Raw genomic sequence first — 18,616 nt, forward strand, 5'->3', positions numbered from 1 at the left:
CAGCCAGGGGTCGATAAAAGACCCGATAGGCGTGGCCGCCAGTAAAACGGATCAGTATCCTAGCACCCTCTCGCCCGCCGACGCTAAGACCTAGCGGGCAGTCCAACAGGTTTAAACACGAATGAATGCTCTTGCCCGCCGCGCTGCAGGCCTGCTGCTCAGCACAGTTTGTCTGCCCTTTTCAGCCTTGGCTGCCGACCCACAACCCACCCATGAATTCACCCTCGATAACGGCCTGAAGGTCGTGGTGCGCGAAGACCATCGTGCACCAGTGGTGGTGTCCCAGGTTTGGTACAAGGTCGGCTCCAGTTATGAAACGCCGGGCCAGACCGGCTTGTCCCACGCCCTGGAACACATGATGTTCAAGGGCAGCGAGAAAGTCGGCCCCGGCGAAGCTTCGCTGATCCTGCGCGACCTTGGCGCCGAAGAAAACGCCTTCACCAGCGATGACTTCACCGCTTACTACCAGGTACTGGCCCGGGATCGCCTGGGCGTGGCCTTCGAACTGGAAGCCGACCGCATGGCCAGCCTGCGCCTGCCGCCGGAGGAGTTCAGCCGCGAGATCGAAGTGATCAAGGAAGAACGCCGCATGCGCACCGACGACAAGCCGATGTCCAAGGCCTTCGAGCGCTTCAAGGCCATGGCTTATCCGGCCAGTGGTTACCACACGCCGACCATCGGCTGGATGGCCGACCTGGATCGGATGACCGTCGAAGAGCTGCGGCACTGGTACGAATCCTGGTACACCCCGAACAACGCAACCCTGGTGGTGGTCGGCGACGTGACGCCGGACGAGGTCAAGACCCTGGCCCAGCGTTACTTCGGCCCGATTGCCCGGCGCGACGTGCCGGTGGCGAAAATCCCCCTGGAGCTGGCCGAACCGGGCGAGCGCCAGATCACCTTGCATGTGCAGACCCAACTGCCAAGCCTGATGCTGGCCTTTAATGTGCCCAGCATCGCCACCGCCACGGACAAAGGCTCGGTCAATGCCCTGCGGCTGATTTCGGCGTTACTGGACGGCGGCTACAGCGGCCGCATCCCGACACAGCTGGAACGTGGCGAAGAGCTGGTGTCCGGCGGTTCGTCGAGCTACGACGCCTACACCCGTGGCGACACGCTGTTCACCTTGTCGGCGACGCCCAATACGCAGAAAAACAAAACCCTCGCCCAGGCCGAAGCCGGTCTGTGGCGCCTGCTTGAGCAGTTGAAAAACACCCCTCCGACTGCCGAAGAACTGGAACGCGTGCGCGCCCAGGTCATCGCCGGCCTGGTGTATGAGCGTGATTCGATCACCAGCCAGGCCACCGCCATCGGCCAGTTGGAAACCGTCGGGTTGTCCTGGAAGCTGATGGACACCGAACTCGCCGAACTGCAAAGCGTGACCCCGCAAGATATCCAGAAGGCAGCCCAGCTGTATTTCACCCGCTCGCGCCTGAGCGTTGCGCATGTCCTGCCCGAGGAGAAAGCTCATGAGTGAGCGCAAAACACCGCGTCGGGTGCTGATTGGCCTGGTGCTCATCGCCCTGGCCGGTTCCCTGGCTTTCTACCTGTATCCCACCACTGGCGTCACTGCCAGCCAGGCGCTGGATAAGGCCAAATCCGGCAACAAGTTGCAATCGCTGGCGGAACTGGACGGCAAGGCCCCCAGCCACCGCCAACTCGACGTGCAGACCTGGAAAACCGCTGACGGCGCCAAGGTGTTGTTCGTCGAAGCCCGGGAATTACCCATGTTCGACCTGCGCCTGACCTTCGCCGCCGGTAGTAGCCAGGACGGCGATGCACCCGGCCTCGCGCTGCTGACCAACGCCATGCTCAACGAAGGCGTGGCCGGCAAGGATGTCAGCGCCATTGCCCAAGGGTTTGAAAGCCTCGGCGCGGATTTCGGCAACGGCGCCTACCGGGACATGGCCGTGGCATCACTGCGCAGCCTCAGTGCGATGGACAAGCGTGAGCCGGCGCTGAAGCTGTTCGCAGAAGTCGTCGGCAAACCGACCTTCCCTGCCGACTCCTTCGGGCGGATCAAGAACCAATTGCTGGCCGGTTTCGAGTATCAGAAGCAGAACCCCGGCAAACTGGCGGGCCTGGAACTGATGAAGCGCCTGTACGGGGAGCACCCTTACGCCCACTCCAGTGACGGCAGCGCAGAAAGCATTCCACCGATCACCCTGGCCCAGGCTCGCGCCTTCCATGCCAAGGCTTATGCCGCCGGCAACGCGGTGATTGCGCTGGTCGGCGATCTGTCCCGGGCCGAGGCCGAAGCGATTGCCAACCAGGTGTCCGCGGCATTGCCCAAGGGCCCGGCCCTGGCGAAGACCCCGGCGCCGGCGGAACCGAAGGCGAGCGTCACTCATATTGAATTTCCGTCCGAGCAAACCAACCTGATGCTCGCGCAACTGGGTATCGACCGGGACGATCCGGACTATGCCGCGGTGTCCCTGGGTAACCAGATTCTCGGCGGCAGTGGGTTCGGCACGCGGCTGATGACCGAAGTACGGGAAAAACGCGGCCTGACCTACGGCGTGTATTCCGGCTTCACGCCGATGCAAGGCCGCGGCCCGTTCATGATCAACCTGCAAACCCGCGCCGAGATGAGCGAAGGTACGTTGAAACTGGTCCAGGACGTGTTCGCCGACTACCTCAAGAACGGCCCGACCCAGAAAGAACTCGAGGACGCCAAACGTGAGCTGGCCGGCAGTTTCCCGCTGTCCACCGCCAGCAACGCCGACATTGTCGGTCAGCTCGGTGCGATGGGTTTCTATGACTTGCCGCTGAGCTACCTGGAAGACTTCATGCGTCAATCCCAGGCGCTGACGATCGAACAGGTCCGGGCCGCGCTGAACAAACACCTGAGCACGGACAAAATGATCATCGTCACCGCCGGCCCGAGCGTGCCGCAAAAGCCGCTGCCGGCCCCCACTGACAAACCTGCCGAGCAGCCGCTCGGGGTTCCGGAGCACTAATGGCCCGCCCATCGAATTCCAGCAAGAAACCCGTCCACAACGGTGTGAACCAATTGCGCATCATCGGCGGTGAATGGCGCAGCCGTCGCCTGAGCTTCCCTGACGCCCCGGGCCTGCGTCCGACCCCGGACCGGGTGCGCGAAACCCTGTTCAACTGGCTCGCGCCTTACGTGGCGGGCGCCCGGGTGCTCGACCCGTTCGCCGGCAGCGGCGCGCTGTTTCTCGAAGCGCTGTCCCGTGGCGCGGCCATGGGCCAGGCGCTGGACGCCAGCAGCCTGGCAGTCTCCAGCCTGAAAGAACACCTGGGCACTCTGCGCTGCACCGTCGGCCAGGTGCAGACGGCTGATGCGCTGCGCTACCTGGACAGCCAACCGGCGACCCCCTTCGACCTGGTATTCCTCGACCCGCCTTTCAACCAGAATCTGTTGCCTGCTGTGTGTGCCTTGCTTGAGGATCGCCAGTGGCTGGCCGAGGATGCCTGGGTCTACACTGAAAGCGAGACTGCCCCGTCCACCCTGGGCTTGCCCGGCAATTGGCGTTTGCATCGCGAGCAGAAATCCGGACGGGTGTATTACGCGTTGTGGCAACGTTTGGCAGAGGACGTTGGCTGAACGGCTGGCCAGTGCATCGAGAATAATAAAAGTGTCCGCTGCATCTGAACGTTTCGTCCCCGCCTTGGGGCTTGGCAACCCGCACTTGCAAACCTTGTGGGGCCCTCTGTGGCGCAAGACCACCCACATCGATCGCGAACGCGAACGCCTCTGGCTGGACGACGGCGATTTCCTCGACCTCGACTGGCATGGCCCCCACAGCGCCAATGCGCCTCTGGTGCTGGTGCTTCACGGGCTGACCGGTTCTTCCAACTCGCCTTATGTCGCCGGCCTGCAACAAGCCCTCGGTCGCCAGGGGTGGGCCAGCGTCGCGCTGAACTGGCGCGGCTGCTCGGGCGAGCCGAACCTGCTGCCCCGCAGCTATCACTCCGGCGTCAGCGAAGACCTGGCCGCCACTATCGCCCATCTTCGGAGCCGACGTCCCTTGGCGCCGCTGTTTGCGGTGGGTTACTCACTGGGCGGCAACGTGCTGCTCAAGCACCTGGGGGAAACCGGCAGCGCCAGCCAGTTACAGGGGGCGGTGGCGGTCTCGGTACCGTTTCGCCTCGACCAGTGCGCCGATCGTATCGGACAGGGATTTTCCAGGTTCTACCAGGCGCATTTCATGCGGCAGTTGGTGGCCTATGTGCGCAACAAGCAACGCCAGTTCCAGCACGACGGACGCCATGAAGGGCTGGCGACCCTGGCGGCGCTGGGGCCGCTGGACAACATGCGCACCTTCTGGGACTTCGATGGCCGGATAACGGCGCCGTTGCACGGTTTCTCGGATGCGGCGGATTATTATCGCCGCGCCTCCAGTCGTTATTTCATGGGCGCGATCAACACGCCGACCCTGGTCATCCAGGCCGCCGACGATCCTTTCGTGTTTCCCCACAGTTTGCCCGAACCCGGCGAGTTGTCGGCCTCGACCCGACTTGAACTGCACGCACAGGGCGGGCATGTGGGGTTTGTCGACGGGACCTTGCGGTGCCCGGGGTATTACCTGGAGCGGCGGATTCCCCAGTGGCTGGCCAGCTTGGGCCAGGGATGAACCGTGGCGAGGTGGCGGTTCATGTTCACCACGATCTCCCACATTGTTTTAGAGCGTGAGCGCTATTCGCCCTTCGCCACCCCGCGCTGCGGATCATTGATCCACTCACTCCACGAGCCGGCATACAGCCTTCCCAACGGATACCCTGCCAGGCACAAAGCGAACAGGTTATGGCACGCCGTCACACCGGAGCCGCAATAAGCGACCAGTTCAGTCGGCGAACGATCTCCGAGCTTTTCGGCAAAGCGCTGCTTGAGTTGATCCGCCGGCAAGAAGCACCCATCGGTGCCCAGGTTATCGGTAAAGGCTGCGCATTGGGCGCCAGGAATATGCCCGGCCACCGGATCAATCGGTTCGACTTCGCCCTTGAAACGCGGCAACGCCCGGGCATCGAGCAGGGTCATGTCAGGCTGGCCGAGGCGCTGTTGCAGCGCTTGCGCACTGAGCAGCAAGGCGCTTTCTGGCGCGCCGCTGAAGGTCCCGCGACGGTTCTGCGGCGCATCGAGGCTCAAGGGCAGGCCGGCGGCATGCCAGGCCTTGAGGCCGCCGTCGAGGATGAACACGCCATCGCGCTTACCCAACCAGGCCAGCAACCACCAGGCCCGAGCCGCATAGGCACCGGGGCCGTCGTCATACAGCACGATGTCGCTGTCGTTGCTGATGCCCCAGGCCTGCAGGCGTTCGACCAAGGCCTCGGGCTCCGGCAGCGGATGACGACCGGTCACGCCCTTGGTCACCGGCCCGCTCAAGTCGCGCTCGAGGTCCGCGAACGAGGCACCGGCGATATGGCCCTCGGCGTAACTGCGCTGACCGTAATCCGAGTCCTCCAGGGCAAAACGACAATCGAGGATCACCAACCCGGGCTGTGATCTGTGCTGCTCGAGGGCTTGGGGGCTGATGAGTTGCGCGATGGGCATGCTGAGCTCCTGTGGCTGAGTCGAGAGTCCAATCCTACTGCCCTTCCTCAAGGGTCTGGGCCAGGGGGACGTAATATTCCTTGAACAGTGCATCCACCGCTTCGCGGGCCTGATCGGTCACGAAACCGGCTTCCAGCACCAGCACCTGATAGACGCCACGCTTGATGGCCTGTTCACTCAGATGGTTGGAGTTTTCGCGCGTAGTGCACAGAAATCGTACCCAGGACGTGAGGATGATCCAGGCATTAAGCGTCAGGGACTCGATCTGCACCCGATCCATCTTCAAGATACCGGCCGCCACGAAACCCTCGTAGATAGCGGTACCGTGGATCAGGCAGCGCTGGGAAAACCGGCGATAGCGGGCCGCAAGATCCGGGTCGCTGTCGAGCAGATGTTCCAGGTCCCGGTGCAAGAACCGGTAGCGCCACATCGCCGACAGCAGTTCCTGCAGGTAGAAACGCTTGTCGTCCACCGTGGACGCCCGGCCCTGGGGTGGACGCAGGAAGCTGTCCACTAGGTTTTCGTATTCGCTGAACAGCACGGCGATGATCGCCTGCTTGTTAGGGAAGTGGTAATAGAGGTTGCCCGGGGACATGTCCATGTAGGCGGCAATATGATTGGTGCTGACACTGCGCTCGCCCTGCTGATTGAACAGCTCCAGACTGTTTTGCACGATGCGCTCGCTGGTTTTCATTCGTGGGGCCATGGTTTGGGCTTTAATTCGACGAAGGCATTGATCGGCATCTTACGACCTATCGGTCACAGGAAAAACCCAAAGCCGTCTCGGATGCCATTGACTTTATAGAGTATAAGCTCTAGAAAACACCCACTCTAATAATATCCGGTGTCCGACAATGCCTGCTGACGTTGCTTACCTGCACGAGTCTCAACAGCAATTGGGCGAGCTGCGGTCGCTCTTCGATGCCCAGCGCCAGGCCTATGCCGCCCATCCGATGCCACCGGCCGACCAACGCCGGCAATGGCTCAAGGCATTGCGGGAACTGTTGAGCAACGAACGACAGGCGTTGATCGATGCCATCAGCCAGGATTTCAGCCACCGCAGCGCCGACGAAACGCTGTTGGCCGAGCTGATGCCAAGCCTGCACGGCATCCATTACGCCAGCCGGCACCTCAAGGGTTGGATGAAACCTTCCCGACGCAAGGTCGGCATGGCCTTTCAACCGGCGTCGGCCAAGGTGGTGTATCAACCATTGGGTGTGGTCGGAGTCATCGTGCCGTGGAATTACCCGCTGTTCCTGGCCGTCGGTCCGTTGGTGGGGGCGTTGTCGGCGGGCAACCGGGTGATGCTCAAGCTCAGCGAGTCGACCCCGGCGACCGGGCTGCTGCTCAAACAATTGCTGGCTCGAGTCTTTCCCCAGGACTTGGTCTGTGTGGTGCTCGGCGAGGCAGAGGTCGGCATGGCATTTTCCAAGTTGCCCTTCGATCACCTGTTGTTCACCGGTGCCACCAGCATCGGCAGGCACGTGATGCGTGCCGCCGCCGAGAACCTGACCCCGGTCACCCTCGAGCTGGGTGGGAAATCGCCAGCCATCGTGTCCGACGACGTCCCCCTCAAGGACGCCGCCGCGCGCATTGCCTTTGGCAAAACCCTGAATGCCGGGCAGACCTGCGTGGCACCGGACTACGTGCTGGTGCCGCAAAGCCGCGTAGGTGAATTCGTAGAAGCCTATCGCCAGGCGGTTCGCGGGTTTTATCCGACCTTGGCTGACAACCCGGACTACACCGCGATCATCAACGAACGACAACTGGCACGGCTCAACGGCTACATCAGCGACGCCACCAGCAAGGGCGCGCTGCTGATCGAGTTGTTCGACCAAGGCCAGGGCCGGCGCATGCCCCATAGCCTGTTACTCAACGTCAACGATGACATGACCGTGATGCAGGATGAAATTTTCGGCCCGCTGCTGCCCATCGTGCCTTATGAGCATCTGGACCAGGCATTTGCCTACATCAACCAGCGACCTCGCCCGCTAGCGCTCTACTACTTTGGCTACAACAAGGCCGAACAGAATCGCGTGCTCCACGAAACCCACTCCGGCGGTGTCTGCTTGAACGACACGCTGTTGCACGTTGCCCAGGACGACATGCCGTTCGGCGGCATCGGTGCCTCAGGCATGGGCCACTATCACGGGCACGAGGGCTTCCTGACCTTTAGCAAGGCCAAAGGCGTGCTGACCAAACAGCGCTTCAACGCCGCGAAACTGATTTACCCACCTTACGGCAAACCTCTGCAGAAACTGATCCAGAAGTTGTTCGTCCGTTAACGCGTGTCTTCCCGGGTAATAACAATAATGAACCCAAGCCTGACCGATACACCTGCCCTGTCACGGCGCGGCCTGCTGAAATTCAGCCTCGGCGCCAGCGCGTTCCTGGCCACCGTCGGGTTGGGAGCCAGCCTGAGCGGTTGCTCACCCAGCCATCCGGCCAGCGGCCTGGCGGCCCTGCGTGACAACGACTTGGCGTTTTTGCGCGCGGTCATTCCCGTGATGCTGGACGGCGCCGTGGCCGTCGAACAGATTCCCGCCGCCACTGACGTCACCCTGCGCAGCCTGGACACCGGTCTGGCTCACCTGTCCCCGGCCATGCTCAAGCTCACGCGCCAACTGTTCGACGTCCTCACGCTGGGCATTACCCGTGGGCCACTGACCGGGGTCTGGGGCGCGTGGGAAAACGCCAGCGCCGACGACATCCGCCGGTTTCTCGACCGGTGGGAAAACAGCTCACTGGACCTTCTGCGACAAGGCCATAGCTCGTTACTGCAGATGGTGATGATGGCGTGGTACAGCCGGGCCGAGGCCTGGGCGCATTGCGGGTATCCGGGACCGCCAACAGTCTGAAAGCCAAATCCAATGCCTGTGGGAGCGGGCTTGCTCGCGAAAGCGGTGGGTCAGCTTGCATAAGTGTTGAATGTGTAACCGTATTCGCGAGCAAGCCCGCTCCCACAGGGCGCCACATCACATACTCATAACAATAAGAGACCCCCAACATGCCCGTACCCGATCTCTTCCGCGAAGGCCTGGCCCGTGGCTGGACCACCCACAACGGCGCGCAGTTGACCCAGGACCTGACCCTGGAAGCGGACGTGGCAATCATCGGCAGCGGCGCTGGCGGCGGCACCACGGCCGAAATCCTCAGCGCTGCCGGGTACCGCGTGCTGCTGATCGAGGAAGGCCCGCTCAAGACCAGCAACGACTTCAAGATGCTTGAAGACCAGGCCTACACCAGCCTGTATCAGGAAGGCCTCGGGCGCATGAGCAAGGACGGCGCCATTACCATTCTCCAGGGCCGGGCAGTCGGCGGCACCACGCTGATCAACTGGACTTCCAGCTTTCGCACCCCCACTCAAACCCTTGACCACTGGGCCGCCGAGCACAACGTCAAGGGCCACAGCGCCGCTGACATGGCGCCCTGGTTCGAACAGATGGAGCAACGCCTGGGTGTGGCGCCATGGCTGATTCCACCCAATGCCAACAACGACGTGATTCGTAAAGGTTGCGAACAATTGGGCTACAGCTGGCACGTTATCCCGCGCAACGTACGCGGCTGCTGGAACCTGGGCTATTGCGGCATGGGCTGCCCGACCAACGCCAAGCAGTCGATGCTGGTCACCACCATCCCGGCCACGCTGGACAAGGGTGGCGTACTGCTTTACCTGGCGCGAGCCGAGCGTCTGACGATCAAAAACGATGGGATTACCAGCCTGGAATGCCTGGCCATGGACGAGCGTTGCGTGGCACCGACCGGGCGGCGCATCACCGTCAAGGCTCTGCATTACGTACTGGCCGGTGGCGGCATCAACAGCCCCGCCCTGCTGCTGCGCTCCGCTGCGCCAGACCCGCACGAACGCCTGGGCAAGCGCACCTTCCTGCATCTGGTGAACATGTCCGCCGGGCAATTCGACGAGGTCATCAACCCGTTCTACGGCGCGCCACAATCGATTTATTCGGATCATTTCCAATGGCAGGACGGTGCCGCGGGCAAAATGGCCTACAAGCTTGAAGTCCCGCCGTTGCACCCGGCCCTCGCCGCCACGTTGCTTGGCGGCTTTGGCAGCGAGAACGCCCTGCACATGGAGCACCTGCCTCACACCCACGCCATGCTGGCGTTGCTGCGCGATGGGTTTCATCCGGACAGCCCCGGCGGCAGCGTCGAGTTGCGCGACGACGGCACACCCGTGCTCGACTATCACGTTTCACCGTATGCCTGGGACGGCTTGCGCCGGGCCTTCCACAGCATGGCCGAGATTCAGTTCGCCGGCGGCGCCAAAGCGGTCATGCCCATGCACAGCGATGCGCGCTATGTGAAAACCCTGGCCCAAGCCCGCACGCTGATCGACGGCCTGGACCTTGCCTTGTATCGCACACGCCTGGGCAGCGCCCACGTGATGGGTGGCTGCGCAATGGGTGAAGATCCGAAAAGCGCCGTTACCGACAGCCTTGGTCGTCATCACCAACTGAGCAATCTTTCGATCCATGACGGCTCGCTGTTCCCCACCAGCATCGGTGCCAATCCACAATTGTCGGTGTATGGCCTGACCGCGCAACTGGCGACTTCCCTGGCCGAACGTCTGAAAAAATCATGAATATGCAGATTATTCGCAGCGTCTATAGTGCTTTCTTATCCAACAGCCGACTTGGCCGACCGAGAAGGCTGCGATACCATCCGACTCCCCAACGGACACCCGCCAGGACGACGCGATGAACCGAGTGTTGTACCCAGGTACCTTCGACCCTATTACCAAGGGCCATGGCGATCTGGTCGAACGCGCCGCGCGCCTGTTCGACCACGTGATCATCGCCGTCGCCGCCAGCCCGAAGAAAAACCCACTGTTCCCGCTGGAGCAACGTGTGGAATTGGCTCGCGAGGTCACCAAACACCTGCCCAACGTGGAGGTGGTCGGCTTCTCGACGCTGCTGGCGCACTTTGCCAAAGAGAAGAACGCCAATGTGTTCCTGCGCGGCCTGCGTGCGGTTTCGGACTTCGAGTACGAGTTCCAACTGGCCAACATGAACCGCCAGTTGGCTCCGGACGTCGAAAGCCTGTTCCTGACACCGTCGGAGCGCTACTCCTTCATTTCTTCGACCCTGGTGCGGGAAATCGCGGCCCTGGGCGGTGACATCACCAAGTTCGTCCATCCGGCCGTGGCCGATGCGCTGACCCTGCGCTTCAAGAAATAACCCGCTGGCTGCGATCCGATTCGTAGCCCGGCATAGCGCAGTCCATCGCGCCCGCGTGCACTGCGCTCGCCAATGCGGCACAATTGCGCACATACGTTTTCAGATGCCCGGGCCCAACGCCCCGGCAGGAGCCTGCATGTCCCTGATCATCACCGACGACTGCATCAATTGCGACGTCTGCGAGCCCGAGTGCCCGAACGAAGCCATTTCCCAAGGCGAAGAGATCTACGTCATCGACCCGAACCTGTGCACCCAGTGCGTCGGCCACTACGACGAACCCCAGTGCCAGCAGGTTTGCCCGGTAGATTGCATCCCCCTGGATGAAGCCCATCCGGAAACTGAAGAACAGTTGATGGCGAAATATCGCAAGATTACTGGCAAGGCTTGAGCCAGAAGACTCTGTAGCGCTTGTGCGGACCTCTTCGCGAGCAAGCCCGCTCCCACGATCGGCTATGTCCACAGTATTTGTGTCTTAAGCAAATCCCTTGTGGGAGCGGGCTTGCTCGCGAAGGGGCCATCAGCAGCACCCAAGATCCAACTGCCAAAACCTCACTCCTGCCCCTCAAACCCCTCCCCAACACACCCCAGGCACCGCACAAACGTGGCCTTCGCCGGGTCCACCACCAACGCTTTCCCCGCATCGCCAACCCCACCGCCCAGCGCGGTAAAAGGCAGGGACACCACAAAAGCCCCGGCACCGATCACAGTGGCGGCGAGCAGCAGCGGACGGGCGATCAGCAGGTCGCCGATCATGGCGAAGGCGGGTGGATTCTGGATGGTGTAGCGCGGGTCGCCGCTACCGTTGTTCGCCAGGACAGGCAAACCAACACTCAGCAGCAGCGCAAGGACGACAGGTCGAAACAGATTCATGGGGCGATCCTTCGGCTTAGCAGCAGTATGACTACTGACTATAGACCGTAGGACAGATCAGCTCTGGCAGCGCGGACACCAGACACTGGCGCGCTGACCCAGGCGAACTTCCCGCAGCCCCGTGCCACAGACCTTGCACAGTTCGCCGCCGCGGCCATATACGAACAGTTCCTGCTGGAAATAACCGGGCTGACCATCGCCGCCGATGAAATCCCGCAGCGTCGTACCGCCGCGCTCGATAGCATGGGTGAGGATGCGTTTGATCTCGATCGCCAGCTTCAGGTAACGGGCCCGGGAAATGCCCCCGGCTTCACGTCGCGGGTCGATACCGGCGGCAAACAATGCTTCGGTCGCATAGATATTGCCCACGCCTACCACCACCGCGTTGTCCATGATGAATGGCTTGACCGCCATGGAGCGCCCGCGGGAAAGCTGGAACAGGCGCTCGCCGTCAAACAGATCGGTCAGCGGCTCAGGCCCGAGACGAATCAGCAATTCATGGTTGAGCGGGTCGAGGCTCCAGAGCATCGCGCCAAAGCGCCGGGGGTCGGTGTAGCGCAAGGCCAGGCCGGATTCCAGCTCGATGTCCACATGCTCGTGCTTGGCGGCAGGCATGCCGACTTCCACCAGTCGCAAGTTGCCGGACATACCCAAATGGCTGATCAAGGTGCCGACTTCGGCGTTGATCAGCAGGTATTTGGCCCGTCGCTCCACCTGCACGATGCGCTGGCCCGAGAGCCGCACATCGAGGTCTTCCGGAATCGGCCAGCGCAGGCGGCGATCGCGCACCACGACACGGCTGACCCGCTGTCCTTCAAGATGTGGCGCGATTCCGCGGCGGGTGGTTTCGACTTCCGGCAGTTCTGGCATGGGATTCTCGAGTCAGGCGAACCCGGTACTCAACGAGTGGCGAGGTCGCGAATTTCCTGTTTCTGGGTCTGGAAGTCGTATTCCGACAAACCGATGTAATCGAGCACCAGGGCCCCGACGCTGTCCCACTCGTGATCTTCGGCCTGATTACCGAGCACCCGGTGGGAGGCACAGATGTTCTCGGACATTTTCAGGATCGCCAGCAGGTTTTTCAGCTGACTGTTGTTGCGCGAGGACTCGTCGCTGAAAACCGCCAGGGCGTTATGGTGGTTGGCGATGGCCTGGCTGACGTGATCCGGCAGACGCCAGGATTTGGAGGTGTAATAACCGACCACCGCATGGTTGGTGTTGAACACGCGGTTTTCGGTGTCCACCACCCGGCATTCGGCGCTGGCATTGGCGTAGGCCTCCTCCAACACTCCCATGTAGGTGGGAAACTGCTTGAGCATCAACGGCACGCCGCAATCATGGAACAACCCCAACGCATAAGCTTCGTCGCCATTCTCCAGGCCGACGCGCTTGGCCAGGGTCAGGCAGGTCATCGCCACGTCCTGGGCGGTGTCCCAGAAGCGGTTCAGGGTGACGATGGCGTCATCGTGCAGCTCGCCCTTGATCGACTGCGCGTTGATCAGGTTGATGATCGAGCGACTGCCCAGCAGGTTCACTGCGCGCTGGATCGAGGTGATCTTGTTGCGCAGGCCGTAATACGGCGAGTTGACGATCTTGAGCAAGGCACCGGAAAGGCCGGGATCGTGGGAGATCAGCTTGGCGATGGTCTCCAGGTCCGGGTCGGGCATGTACTGCTCCATCTGCAGATCCACCATGATCTGCGGCTGGGGCGGCACACTGATCCCTTGCAGGGACTGTTGGATCTGTTCGGCGGAAAGCTCTTTGGACATGAGTACACACTCCGGGTCAGGCGAGGATTCTAACCCTTAAAGATGGATCCGATATACCGCCGGGCCACCTATCGTCCTTCAAGCCCGCCAACCCCTGCAACACGGTATACTCCCGCTCTTTTTTCCGGAGCGACGTCATGTCCCTGCCTAGCCTGCGCCTCAAAGCCAACGCCGACCGTCGCCTGCGCGCCGGCCACCTGTGGGTCTACAGTAACGAAATCGATGTGGCGGCCACCCCACTGCACGGTTTCAAGGCCGGCGACCAGGCGATCCTCGAAGCCGCCGGCGGCAAGCCGTTGGGCATCGTTGCGATGAGCCCCAACAACCTGATCTGCGCCCGGCTGCTGTCCCGTGACGTGAAGCTGCCGCTGGACAAATCCCTGCTAGTGCATCGCCTCAACGTGGCGTTGTCCCTGCGCGAGCGGCTGTTCGACAAGCCGTTCTATCGCTTGGTCTATGGGGATTCCGACCTGTTGCCAGGCCTGGTGGTCGACCGTTTCGGCGACATCCTGGTGGTGCAGATCGCTTCTGCCACCATGGAAGCCCATAAAGACGACGTGATCGCCGCCCTCACCCAGGTGCTCAAGCCCAGCGGCATCCTGTTCAAGAACGACTCCGCCGCCCGCGACGCCGAAGGCCTGAACCGCTATGTCGAGACCGTGTTCGGCCTGGTACCGGAATGGGTCGCCCTGGAAGAAAACGGCGTGAAGTTCGAAGCACCGGTCATGGAAGGTCAGAAAACCGGCTGGTTCTACGACCACCGCATGAACCGCGCACGCCTGGCGCCGTACGCCAAGGGCAAGCGGGTGCTGGACCTGTTCAGCTACATTGGCGGCTGGGGCGTGCAAGCGGCGGCGTTCGGTGCCAGTGAAGTGTTCTGCGTCGACGCTTCGGCCTTCGCGCTCGACGGCGTCGAGCGCAATGCCGCGTTGAACGGCTTTGCCGAAAAACTGACCTGCATCGAAGGCGACGTGTTCGAAGCCCTGAAGGAGCTCAAGGCCAGCGAAGAACGTTTCGACGTGATCGTTGCCGACCCGCCGGCCTTCATCAAACGCAAGAAAGACCTGAAGAACGGCGAAGGCGCCTATCGCCGCCTCAACGAGCAAGCCATGCGCCTGCTCAGCAAGGACGGCATCCTGGTCAGCGCGTCGTGCTCGATGCACCTGCCCGAAGACGACCTGCAGAACATCCTGCTGACCAGCGCCCGCCATCTGGACCGCAACATTCAGTTGCTCGAACGCGGCGGTCAGGGGCCGGACCATCCGGTGCACCCGGCCATTGCCGAAACCCGCTACATCAAGAGCATTACCTGCCGGTTGTTGCCCAACAGCTGAGCCCTGGCGGGGCCGGAGTTGCCGCTCTGTGCCCCGCATATTGATACCCGATTTGACTCGCAGCCTAGGCTGCGATTTTTTTTGCGCGTATGAAAAGTTACCGAGCGCCGAAGTTAATACCGACATTGGTTAATTTTGTATGAACTCTCCCACATTATTACTGGAGCTTTCCTACTCAACACTCACTTGCCAAGCACCCACTACAAACTATGATTGAGCTGTCACAAGGCAGTGACAACTATCAGCAGACACAACACTTGTTCAAACAAAGGAGCCGCACCATGAAAGCAATCCGTCTGGAAGTTAACAAAATCGCCAACCTGGCAGGTCTGATTACGCCAAAAGCCGCTCAGTAAGTAACAGACGGGGTCGGGGAAGTGCCGGCACTTCGGCCCCATCCAGACGCGTGCCCCTGCGGAATCAATCTTCATGTATATAAACCCGAACCTTTTCATACTTGCGCGCCCGCCGCACCAAGTTGTATGGAACTATGAACACCATACTCAATTCGAGCTCGAACTTAATTACTCAAGCCGACTGGCGCAACTTATAAGTGACCCGTCACAATTCGACACCGACAACCCGATTGATATCGACTTTGTAAACGCCGATATACTGGTAGTAGCCCCCAAAGAACCTATTGAGTGGAAATGGGATGAGCTGTCGAGAATATTTCACATCGGCACAAAAAACATTCCTTGCGAACGCGTTCCACAAGATGTGAATGAATGGGCCCCCCTGTATCTACAGCACTGCAACGATGTACTTTCGTCACCAACGCCTCCCGCCAGGCTAAAAACGTACCCCGTCGAGCGGATTGCCCTCGCACCCTGTTCGTTGGTCGACCTGCAGGACGTTTCGCTGGCGCAGACGCTTGTCAGTCGGAGCACTTCCCGCGCCTTCAGCGAACACGCCATTTCAATCGGACAGGTCAGCACCCTCCTGTACCTGACCCTGGGATACCTGGACGAACGCTCGTGCGTTCATATGCCCACCAACCATCGCGATGCACTGAGCGCGCGCCGCAGCAGCCCCTCGGGCGGCGGTCTGAATGCCTGCGAAGGCTATCTGTACGTACGCAATGTCACTGGCCTGGAAGCGGGGGTCTACGCCTATCACCCGGATGAACATGCCTTGAGCCTGGTCCGGCCGCTGCCGGATACCCCCCTGGGTCAATTGTTGTGCGGCCAGCACTTCATCAATCCGCTGCCCTTCGGGCTGTTCATCACCTCGCGCTTCGACAAACTCTGGTGGAAGTACGAACACTCCCGCGCCTACCGGATGGCTTTTGTCGAAACAGGCCATGTCTCCCAGGCCTTCCTGATGGTTGCAACCGCGCTGGGCCTCAATACCTGGCTGACCGGGGCGCTGGCCGACCGTCAAGTGGAATGTCTACTTGGTCTCGAGGATACCCCCGAGCAACCGCTGTTTTTTGTCGGCTGCGGCCATGGCGACGGACAGGTGCACTGCAACGAGCTGATGGCGTTGGTCAATCGCCAGGATTCTGGGACATGAGCGGCTCAACGTTTCTGCAAACGCCTCGTTACACCTTGGGTGACTGGGATAACAAGGCCACGGTGCGCGTGCGCAAAAACGACTATCGCCTGCCCGACGACCTGGAGCAGCAACTGACAAGTCGAGACTGGTTTCCGCCGGCCTTCATTCCCTATATCGAGCACCCCTTGATCGGCAGGGCGGGACGCTCCATTGCCCAGCGCCTGGCGGCGAATCACCTGGTGTACTTCCTCGACTACACCACTGTGCTCGAACATCAGGTCGTCAATCGCGCCGTGGAAATCATCGTTCACGGCGACCTGGCCGTGACAATCCCCAGGCAAATGAAAACCGCCGCCCTGCAGCTGTATACCGACGAGGGTTATCACGCGCTGTTCTCCAATGAAGTGGCCGAGCAGATCGCCGCTCTGTATGACATCCGCGACCGCCCGTTCCCCAGGCGCATCGACCGGCTGTTGGGTGTGATCGAGGCCGCGAGCCCCGCTGATCGCAGCCTGGCGTGGTTCCTATTGGGGTTCGTCTCCGAAACGATCATCGCCAAGGAACTGCTGGCCATCACCCGCGAAAGCCTGGTTTCCACGGTGTACAGGATGCTGAGCAATCATCTTGAGGACGAAGCACGCCACAGTCGCTACTTCAGCGAGGTGTTCCAGTATCTATGGGCCGCCATGGCATCGACCCAACGCGACCTGGCCGCAAGGATGCTGCTGGAAATCATCGGCCTTTATTTCGAACCAGACGTGCCCTGGCTGATGCGCAGCCTCGCCAGCGTCGGCTTCGACGAGCAGTCATCCCAGCGGATCATTGCCGGACTCCGGCAACCCGATGCTCATGCCCGACGGATTCGCTCGGGGGCGGCATCGACATTCGCAGCCATGCGCAAGGCGAGCTTCTTCGACAGCGAACACAATCGACGGCTTTTCTCTCAAGCGGGGTTCATCGATGACTGACACCAAAGACCTGCCGGAGGCACGCAAACCCGCCGCGGTCGGTTTGCTGCTGGCCCTGACCTTGCTCGGCGTGTTCCCGATCGATGTGGTGCTGCCCTCGTTCCCTGCACTGTCCGAGCACTTTCAGCACCCATCGTCCGATATCGCCCTGTCTGTCAGCCTGTTCGCTGTGGGTATCGCCCTTTCGCAGTTGCTGATCGGCCCGCTCTCCGACGCCATGGGGCGAAAAAACCTGCTGTTGATCGGGATCACCGTTTCAGCCCTCGGCGCAACTGGTTGCGTGCTCGCCAACGGCTACGGGGCCTTTGTTTTCTTTCGTGTCGTCCAGGCCTTGGGGTGCGGTTGTTTCGTGCTGTCCCAGGCGTTGATCCAGGACCTGTTCACCGGCCGCGAACAGCAGCGACTGCGGATCTTCCTGGTCACCTGCGGCGGTATTTTCATTTCCGTGTCGCCCCTGGCCGGTACCGGCCTGCAAAGCTGGATGGGCTGGCGCGGCAGCTTCCTGGTGTTCATTGCCCTGGCCGTCGGTGTGTTTATCCGCGCGAGTCGTTTACTCCCCTCTTCTCCGGCAGGTCACCAACCCAAGCGTCTGGCGTTCATTGCGGCTTATCGAAAGGTCTGCGGTGACTTCAGCTTCATGGCCTATTGGTTGACATCGGCGCTGGCCTTCTCCTGCCATTTCTCGTTTATCGTCATTTCACCACTGGTACTCATCGACCAGCTGCAACTCTCACCCGAGGCCTTTTCGTGGGCGCTGCTGGGCTACGGATTGGCCTATATCGGCGGGGGAGCGGTCGCGACCGTACTGAGCACTCGAATCGACCCACAGACGCAAATCATCACAGGCCTGTGCCTGATCCTGGCCGCGGGGGCCTTGATGCTTGGGCTCAGCAGCCATCTCGGCCTGTCGGTCACCACCTTGTTGCTGCCCATGATCGTATGCACCGCCGGAACGACCATTGCCCGGGCGGCAGCCCACACCCGGGCCATGAATATATTCCCCGAGCAAGCCGGTACGTCCGCCTCGGCCGGCAGCGTGCTGATCTTCATCATCGGTGGGCTGACCAGCGCCGCGATCAGCCTCACGCCGCTTGACCTGCAAATCACCCTGGCCCTCTCCCTGATAATGCTCAGCCTCTTGGGGCTGGGGCTCAATACCCTGGCGCGACATCGTCACAGGGGCCTGTTGCCCGGCTGAACGCTGCCAGTCGTCATCCCAAGCGCGACATTGGCGCCCGATCAGCGCTTTGCGTCATTTCATCCTGGCGCCAGCGGTGTAGAATCGCGACATTCATCGCCATTCATCCCCGGCGGGTTTATGAGCTCATGCTGAGGCACGCAGCGATCCTGCAAAGTCATCGGCCACTTCCGGACACACGGCCAAACCCGGGTGTTCCAGACGTCAACAGAAGCTCACTTCCCCATTGATACCTGATAAGTACCTGATTAGCCGCCCGGAGTG

General features: G+C 61.3%; 18 protein-coding genes. 13 read left to right on the plus strand and 5 right to left on the minus strand.

All coding sequences use genetic code 11. The annotated features are described in order from the left end of the window. Positions 1-121: 121 nt before the first annotated feature. Genes EPZ47_RS28140 through EPZ47_RS28155 form a run of 4 tightly spaced genes read left to right on the plus strand, consistent with a single transcriptional unit; the run spans position 122 to position 4,601 of the window. Complete coding sequence (locus EPZ47_RS28140) at positions 122-1,477, plus strand: M16 family metallopeptidase (RefSeq protein WP_135847634.1); 1,356 nt, start codon at positions 122-124, stop codon at positions 1,475-1,477. Further along, complete coding sequence (locus tag EPZ47_RS28145; RefSeq protein WP_135847635.1) at positions 1,470-2,960, plus strand: M16 family metallopeptidase; 1,491 nt, start codon at positions 1,470-1,472, stop codon at positions 2,958-2,960. The genes EPZ47_RS28140 and EPZ47_RS28145 overlap by 8 nt, the downstream gene beginning before the upstream one ends. Then, complete coding sequence (gene rsmD, locus EPZ47_RS28150) at positions 2,960-3,571, plus strand: 16S rRNA (guanine(966)-N(2))-methyltransferase RsmD (RefSeq protein WP_135847636.1); 612 nt, start codon at positions 2,960-2,962, stop codon at positions 3,569-3,571. Before EPZ47_RS28145 ends, rsmD begins: the two co-directional genes overlap by 1 nt. Before the next feature lie 31 nt (positions 3,572-3,602). After that, a complete protein-coding gene (locus tag EPZ47_RS28155) occupies positions 3,603-4,601 on the plus strand; it encodes a hydrolase (RefSeq protein ID WP_135847637.1) in 999 nt (332 codons plus the stop codon). A 62-nt stretch (positions 4,602-4,663) separates the two neighbouring features. Here the strand turns inward: EPZ47_RS28155 and EPZ47_RS28160 are convergent, their stop codons facing one another. Both EPZ47_RS28160 and EPZ47_RS28165 read right to left on the minus strand, forming a co-directional pair. After that, positions 4,664-5,518 (minus strand): sulfurtransferase, encoded by an 855-nt coding sequence (locus tag EPZ47_RS28160; RefSeq protein ID WP_135847638.1) that lies wholly within the window; start codon positions 5,516-5,518, stop codon positions 4,664-4,666. 34 nt (positions 5,519-5,552) lie between these two features. Then, positions 5,553-6,224: a TetR/AcrR family transcriptional regulator gene (locus EPZ47_RS28165; protein WP_135847639.1), complete on the minus strand. Its 672-nt coding sequence runs from the start codon at positions 6,222-6,224 to the stop codon at positions 5,553-5,555. Positions 6,225-6,372: 148 nt separating this feature from the next. On the opposite strand from EPZ47_RS28165, the gene EPZ47_RS28170 reads away from it, so the two are divergent. From EPZ47_RS28170 to EPZ47_RS28190, 5 genes are all read left to right on the plus strand, one after another. Next, positions 6,373-7,803, plus strand: coding sequence for a coniferyl aldehyde dehydrogenase (locus tag EPZ47_RS28170; RefSeq protein ID WP_135847640.1), 1,431 nt, complete (start codon positions 6,373-6,375; stop codon positions 7,801-7,803). A gap of 27 nt (positions 7,804-7,830) precedes the next feature. After that, the gene (locus tag EPZ47_RS28175; RefSeq protein WP_135847641.1) at positions 7,831-8,376 is read left to right on the plus strand and encodes a twin-arginine translocation pathway signal protein; all 546 of its coding nucleotides are present in this window, start codon (positions 7,831-7,833) and stop codon (positions 8,374-8,376) included. Between the two features lie 149 nt (positions 8,377-8,525). Beyond that, entirely contained in the window at positions 8,526-10,121 is a 1,596-nt protein-coding gene (locus tag EPZ47_RS28180) for a GMC family oxidoreductase (RefSeq protein WP_135847642.1), read from the plus strand. A gap of 115 nt (positions 10,122-10,236) precedes the next feature. Beyond that, complete coding sequence (gene coaD, locus EPZ47_RS28185) at positions 10,237-10,716, plus strand: pantetheine-phosphate adenylyltransferase (RefSeq protein WP_003177462.1); 480 nt, start codon at positions 10,237-10,239, stop codon at positions 10,714-10,716. 136 nt (positions 10,717-10,852) lie between these two features. Further along, a complete protein-coding gene (locus tag EPZ47_RS28190) occupies positions 10,853-11,104 on the plus strand; it encodes a YfhL family 4Fe-4S dicluster ferredoxin (protein WP_003206534.1) in 252 nt (83 codons plus the stop codon). 161 nt (positions 11,105-11,265) lie between these two features. Here EPZ47_RS28190 and EPZ47_RS28195 read toward each other — a convergent pair whose 3' ends face one another. The 3 genes from EPZ47_RS28195 to EPZ47_RS28205 are packed head-to-tail and all read right to left on the minus strand — an operon-like array spanning position 11,266 to position 13,301. Continuing rightward, positions 11,266-11,586, minus strand: a complete 321-nt coding sequence (locus EPZ47_RS28195) for a multidrug transporter (RefSeq protein ID WP_135847643.1) — start codon at positions 11,584-11,586, stop codon at positions 11,266-11,268. A gap of 57 nt (positions 11,587-11,643) precedes the next feature. After that, positions 11,644-12,456, minus strand: a complete 813-nt coding sequence (gene mutM / locus EPZ47_RS28200) for a bifunctional DNA-formamidopyrimidine glycosylase/DNA-(apurinic or apyrimidinic site) lyase (RefSeq protein ID WP_135847644.1) — start codon at positions 12,454-12,456, stop codon at positions 11,644-11,646. 29 nt (positions 12,457-12,485) lie between these two features. Continuing rightward, a complete protein-coding gene (locus EPZ47_RS28205) occupies positions 12,486-13,301 on the minus strand; it encodes an HDOD domain-containing protein (RefSeq protein ID WP_178084343.1) in 816 nt (271 codons plus the stop codon). Between the two features lie 191 nt (positions 13,302-13,492). Between EPZ47_RS28205 and EPZ47_RS28210 the strand changes: the two genes are divergently transcribed. From EPZ47_RS28210 to EPZ47_RS28225, 4 genes are all read left to right on the plus strand, one after another. Next, a complete protein-coding gene (locus EPZ47_RS28210; RefSeq protein WP_003206543.1) occupies positions 13,493-14,689 on the plus strand; it encodes a class I SAM-dependent rRNA methyltransferase in 1,197 nt (398 codons plus the stop codon). 429 nt (positions 14,690-15,118) lie between these two features. Then, positions 15,119-16,204: a SagB/ThcOx family dehydrogenase gene (locus EPZ47_RS28215; RefSeq protein ID WP_135847646.1), complete on the plus strand. Its 1,086-nt coding sequence runs from the start codon at positions 15,119-15,121 to the stop codon at positions 16,202-16,204. Next, complete coding sequence (locus tag EPZ47_RS28220; protein ID WP_135847647.1) at positions 16,201-17,154, plus strand: diiron oxygenase; 954 nt, start codon at positions 16,201-16,203, stop codon at positions 17,152-17,154. Before EPZ47_RS28215 ends, EPZ47_RS28220 begins: the two co-directional genes overlap by 4 nt. Next, the gene (locus EPZ47_RS28225; RefSeq protein WP_135847648.1) at positions 17,147-18,352 is read left to right on the plus strand and encodes an MFS transporter; all 1,206 of its coding nucleotides are present in this window, start codon (positions 17,147-17,149) and stop codon (positions 18,350-18,352) included. The genes EPZ47_RS28220 and EPZ47_RS28225 overlap by 8 nt, the downstream gene beginning before the upstream one ends. The last annotated feature ends 264 nt before the right edge of the window (positions 18,353-18,616 follow it).

Source organism: Pseudomonas viciae (genome assembly GCF_004786035.1).
GTDB classification, from domain to species: domain Bacteria; phylum Pseudomonadota; class Gammaproteobacteria; order Pseudomonadales; family Pseudomonadaceae; genus Aquipseudomonas; species Aquipseudomonas viciae.

Coding starts and splice junctions, on each gene's coding strand:
- EPZ47_RS28140 (WP_135847634.1), top strand. CDS start 122: ATGAATGCTCTTGCCCGCCGCGCTGCAGGCCTGCTGCTCAGCACAGTT.
- EPZ47_RS28145 (WP_135847635.1), top strand. CDS start 1,470: ATGAGTGAGCGCAAAACACCGCGTCGGGTGCTGATTGGCCTGGTGCTC.
- rsmD (WP_135847636.1), top strand. CDS start 2,960: ATGGCCCGCCCATCGAATTCCAGCAAGAAACCCGTCCACAACGGTGTG.
- EPZ47_RS28160 (WP_135847638.1), bottom strand. CDS start 5,518: ATGCCCATCGCGCAACTCATCAGCCCCCAAGCCCTCGAGCAGCACAGA.
- EPZ47_RS28165 (WP_135847639.1), bottom strand. CDS start 6,224: ATGGCCCCACGAATGAAAACCAGCGAGCGCATCGTGCAAAACAGTCTG.
- EPZ47_RS28170 (WP_135847640.1), top strand. CDS start 6,373: ATGCCTGCTGACGTTGCTTACCTGCACGAGTCTCAACAGCAATTGGGC.
- EPZ47_RS28175 (WP_135847641.1), top strand. CDS start 7,831: ATGAACCCAAGCCTGACCGATACACCTGCCCTGTCACGGCGCGGCCTG.
- EPZ47_RS28180 (WP_135847642.1), top strand. CDS start 8,526: ATGCCCGTACCCGATCTCTTCCGCGAAGGCCTGGCCCGTGGCTGGACC.
- coaD (WP_003177462.1), top strand. CDS start 10,237: ATGAACCGAGTGTTGTACCCAGGTACCTTCGACCCTATTACCAAGGGC.
- EPZ47_RS28190 (WP_003206534.1), top strand. CDS start 10,853: ATGTCCCTGATCATCACCGACGACTGCATCAATTGCGACGTCTGCGAG.
- EPZ47_RS28195 (WP_135847643.1), bottom strand. CDS start 11,586: ATGAATCTGTTTCGACCTGTCGTCCTTGCGCTGCTGCTGAGTGTTGGT.
- mutM (WP_135847644.1), bottom strand. CDS start 12,456: ATGCCAGAACTGCCGGAAGTCGAAACCACCCGCCGCGGAATCGCGCCA.
- EPZ47_RS28210 (WP_003206543.1), top strand. CDS start 13,493: ATGTCCCTGCCTAGCCTGCGCCTCAAAGCCAACGCCGACCGTCGCCTG.
- EPZ47_RS28215 (WP_135847646.1), top strand. CDS start 15,119: ATGTATATAAACCCGAACCTTTTCATACTTGCGCGCCCGCCGCACCAA.
- EPZ47_RS28220 (WP_135847647.1), top strand. CDS start 16,201: ATGAGCGGCTCAACGTTTCTGCAAACGCCTCGTTACACCTTGGGTGAC.
- EPZ47_RS28225 (WP_135847648.1), top strand. CDS start 17,147: ATGACTGACACCAAAGACCTGCCGGAGGCACGCAAACCCGCCGCGGTC.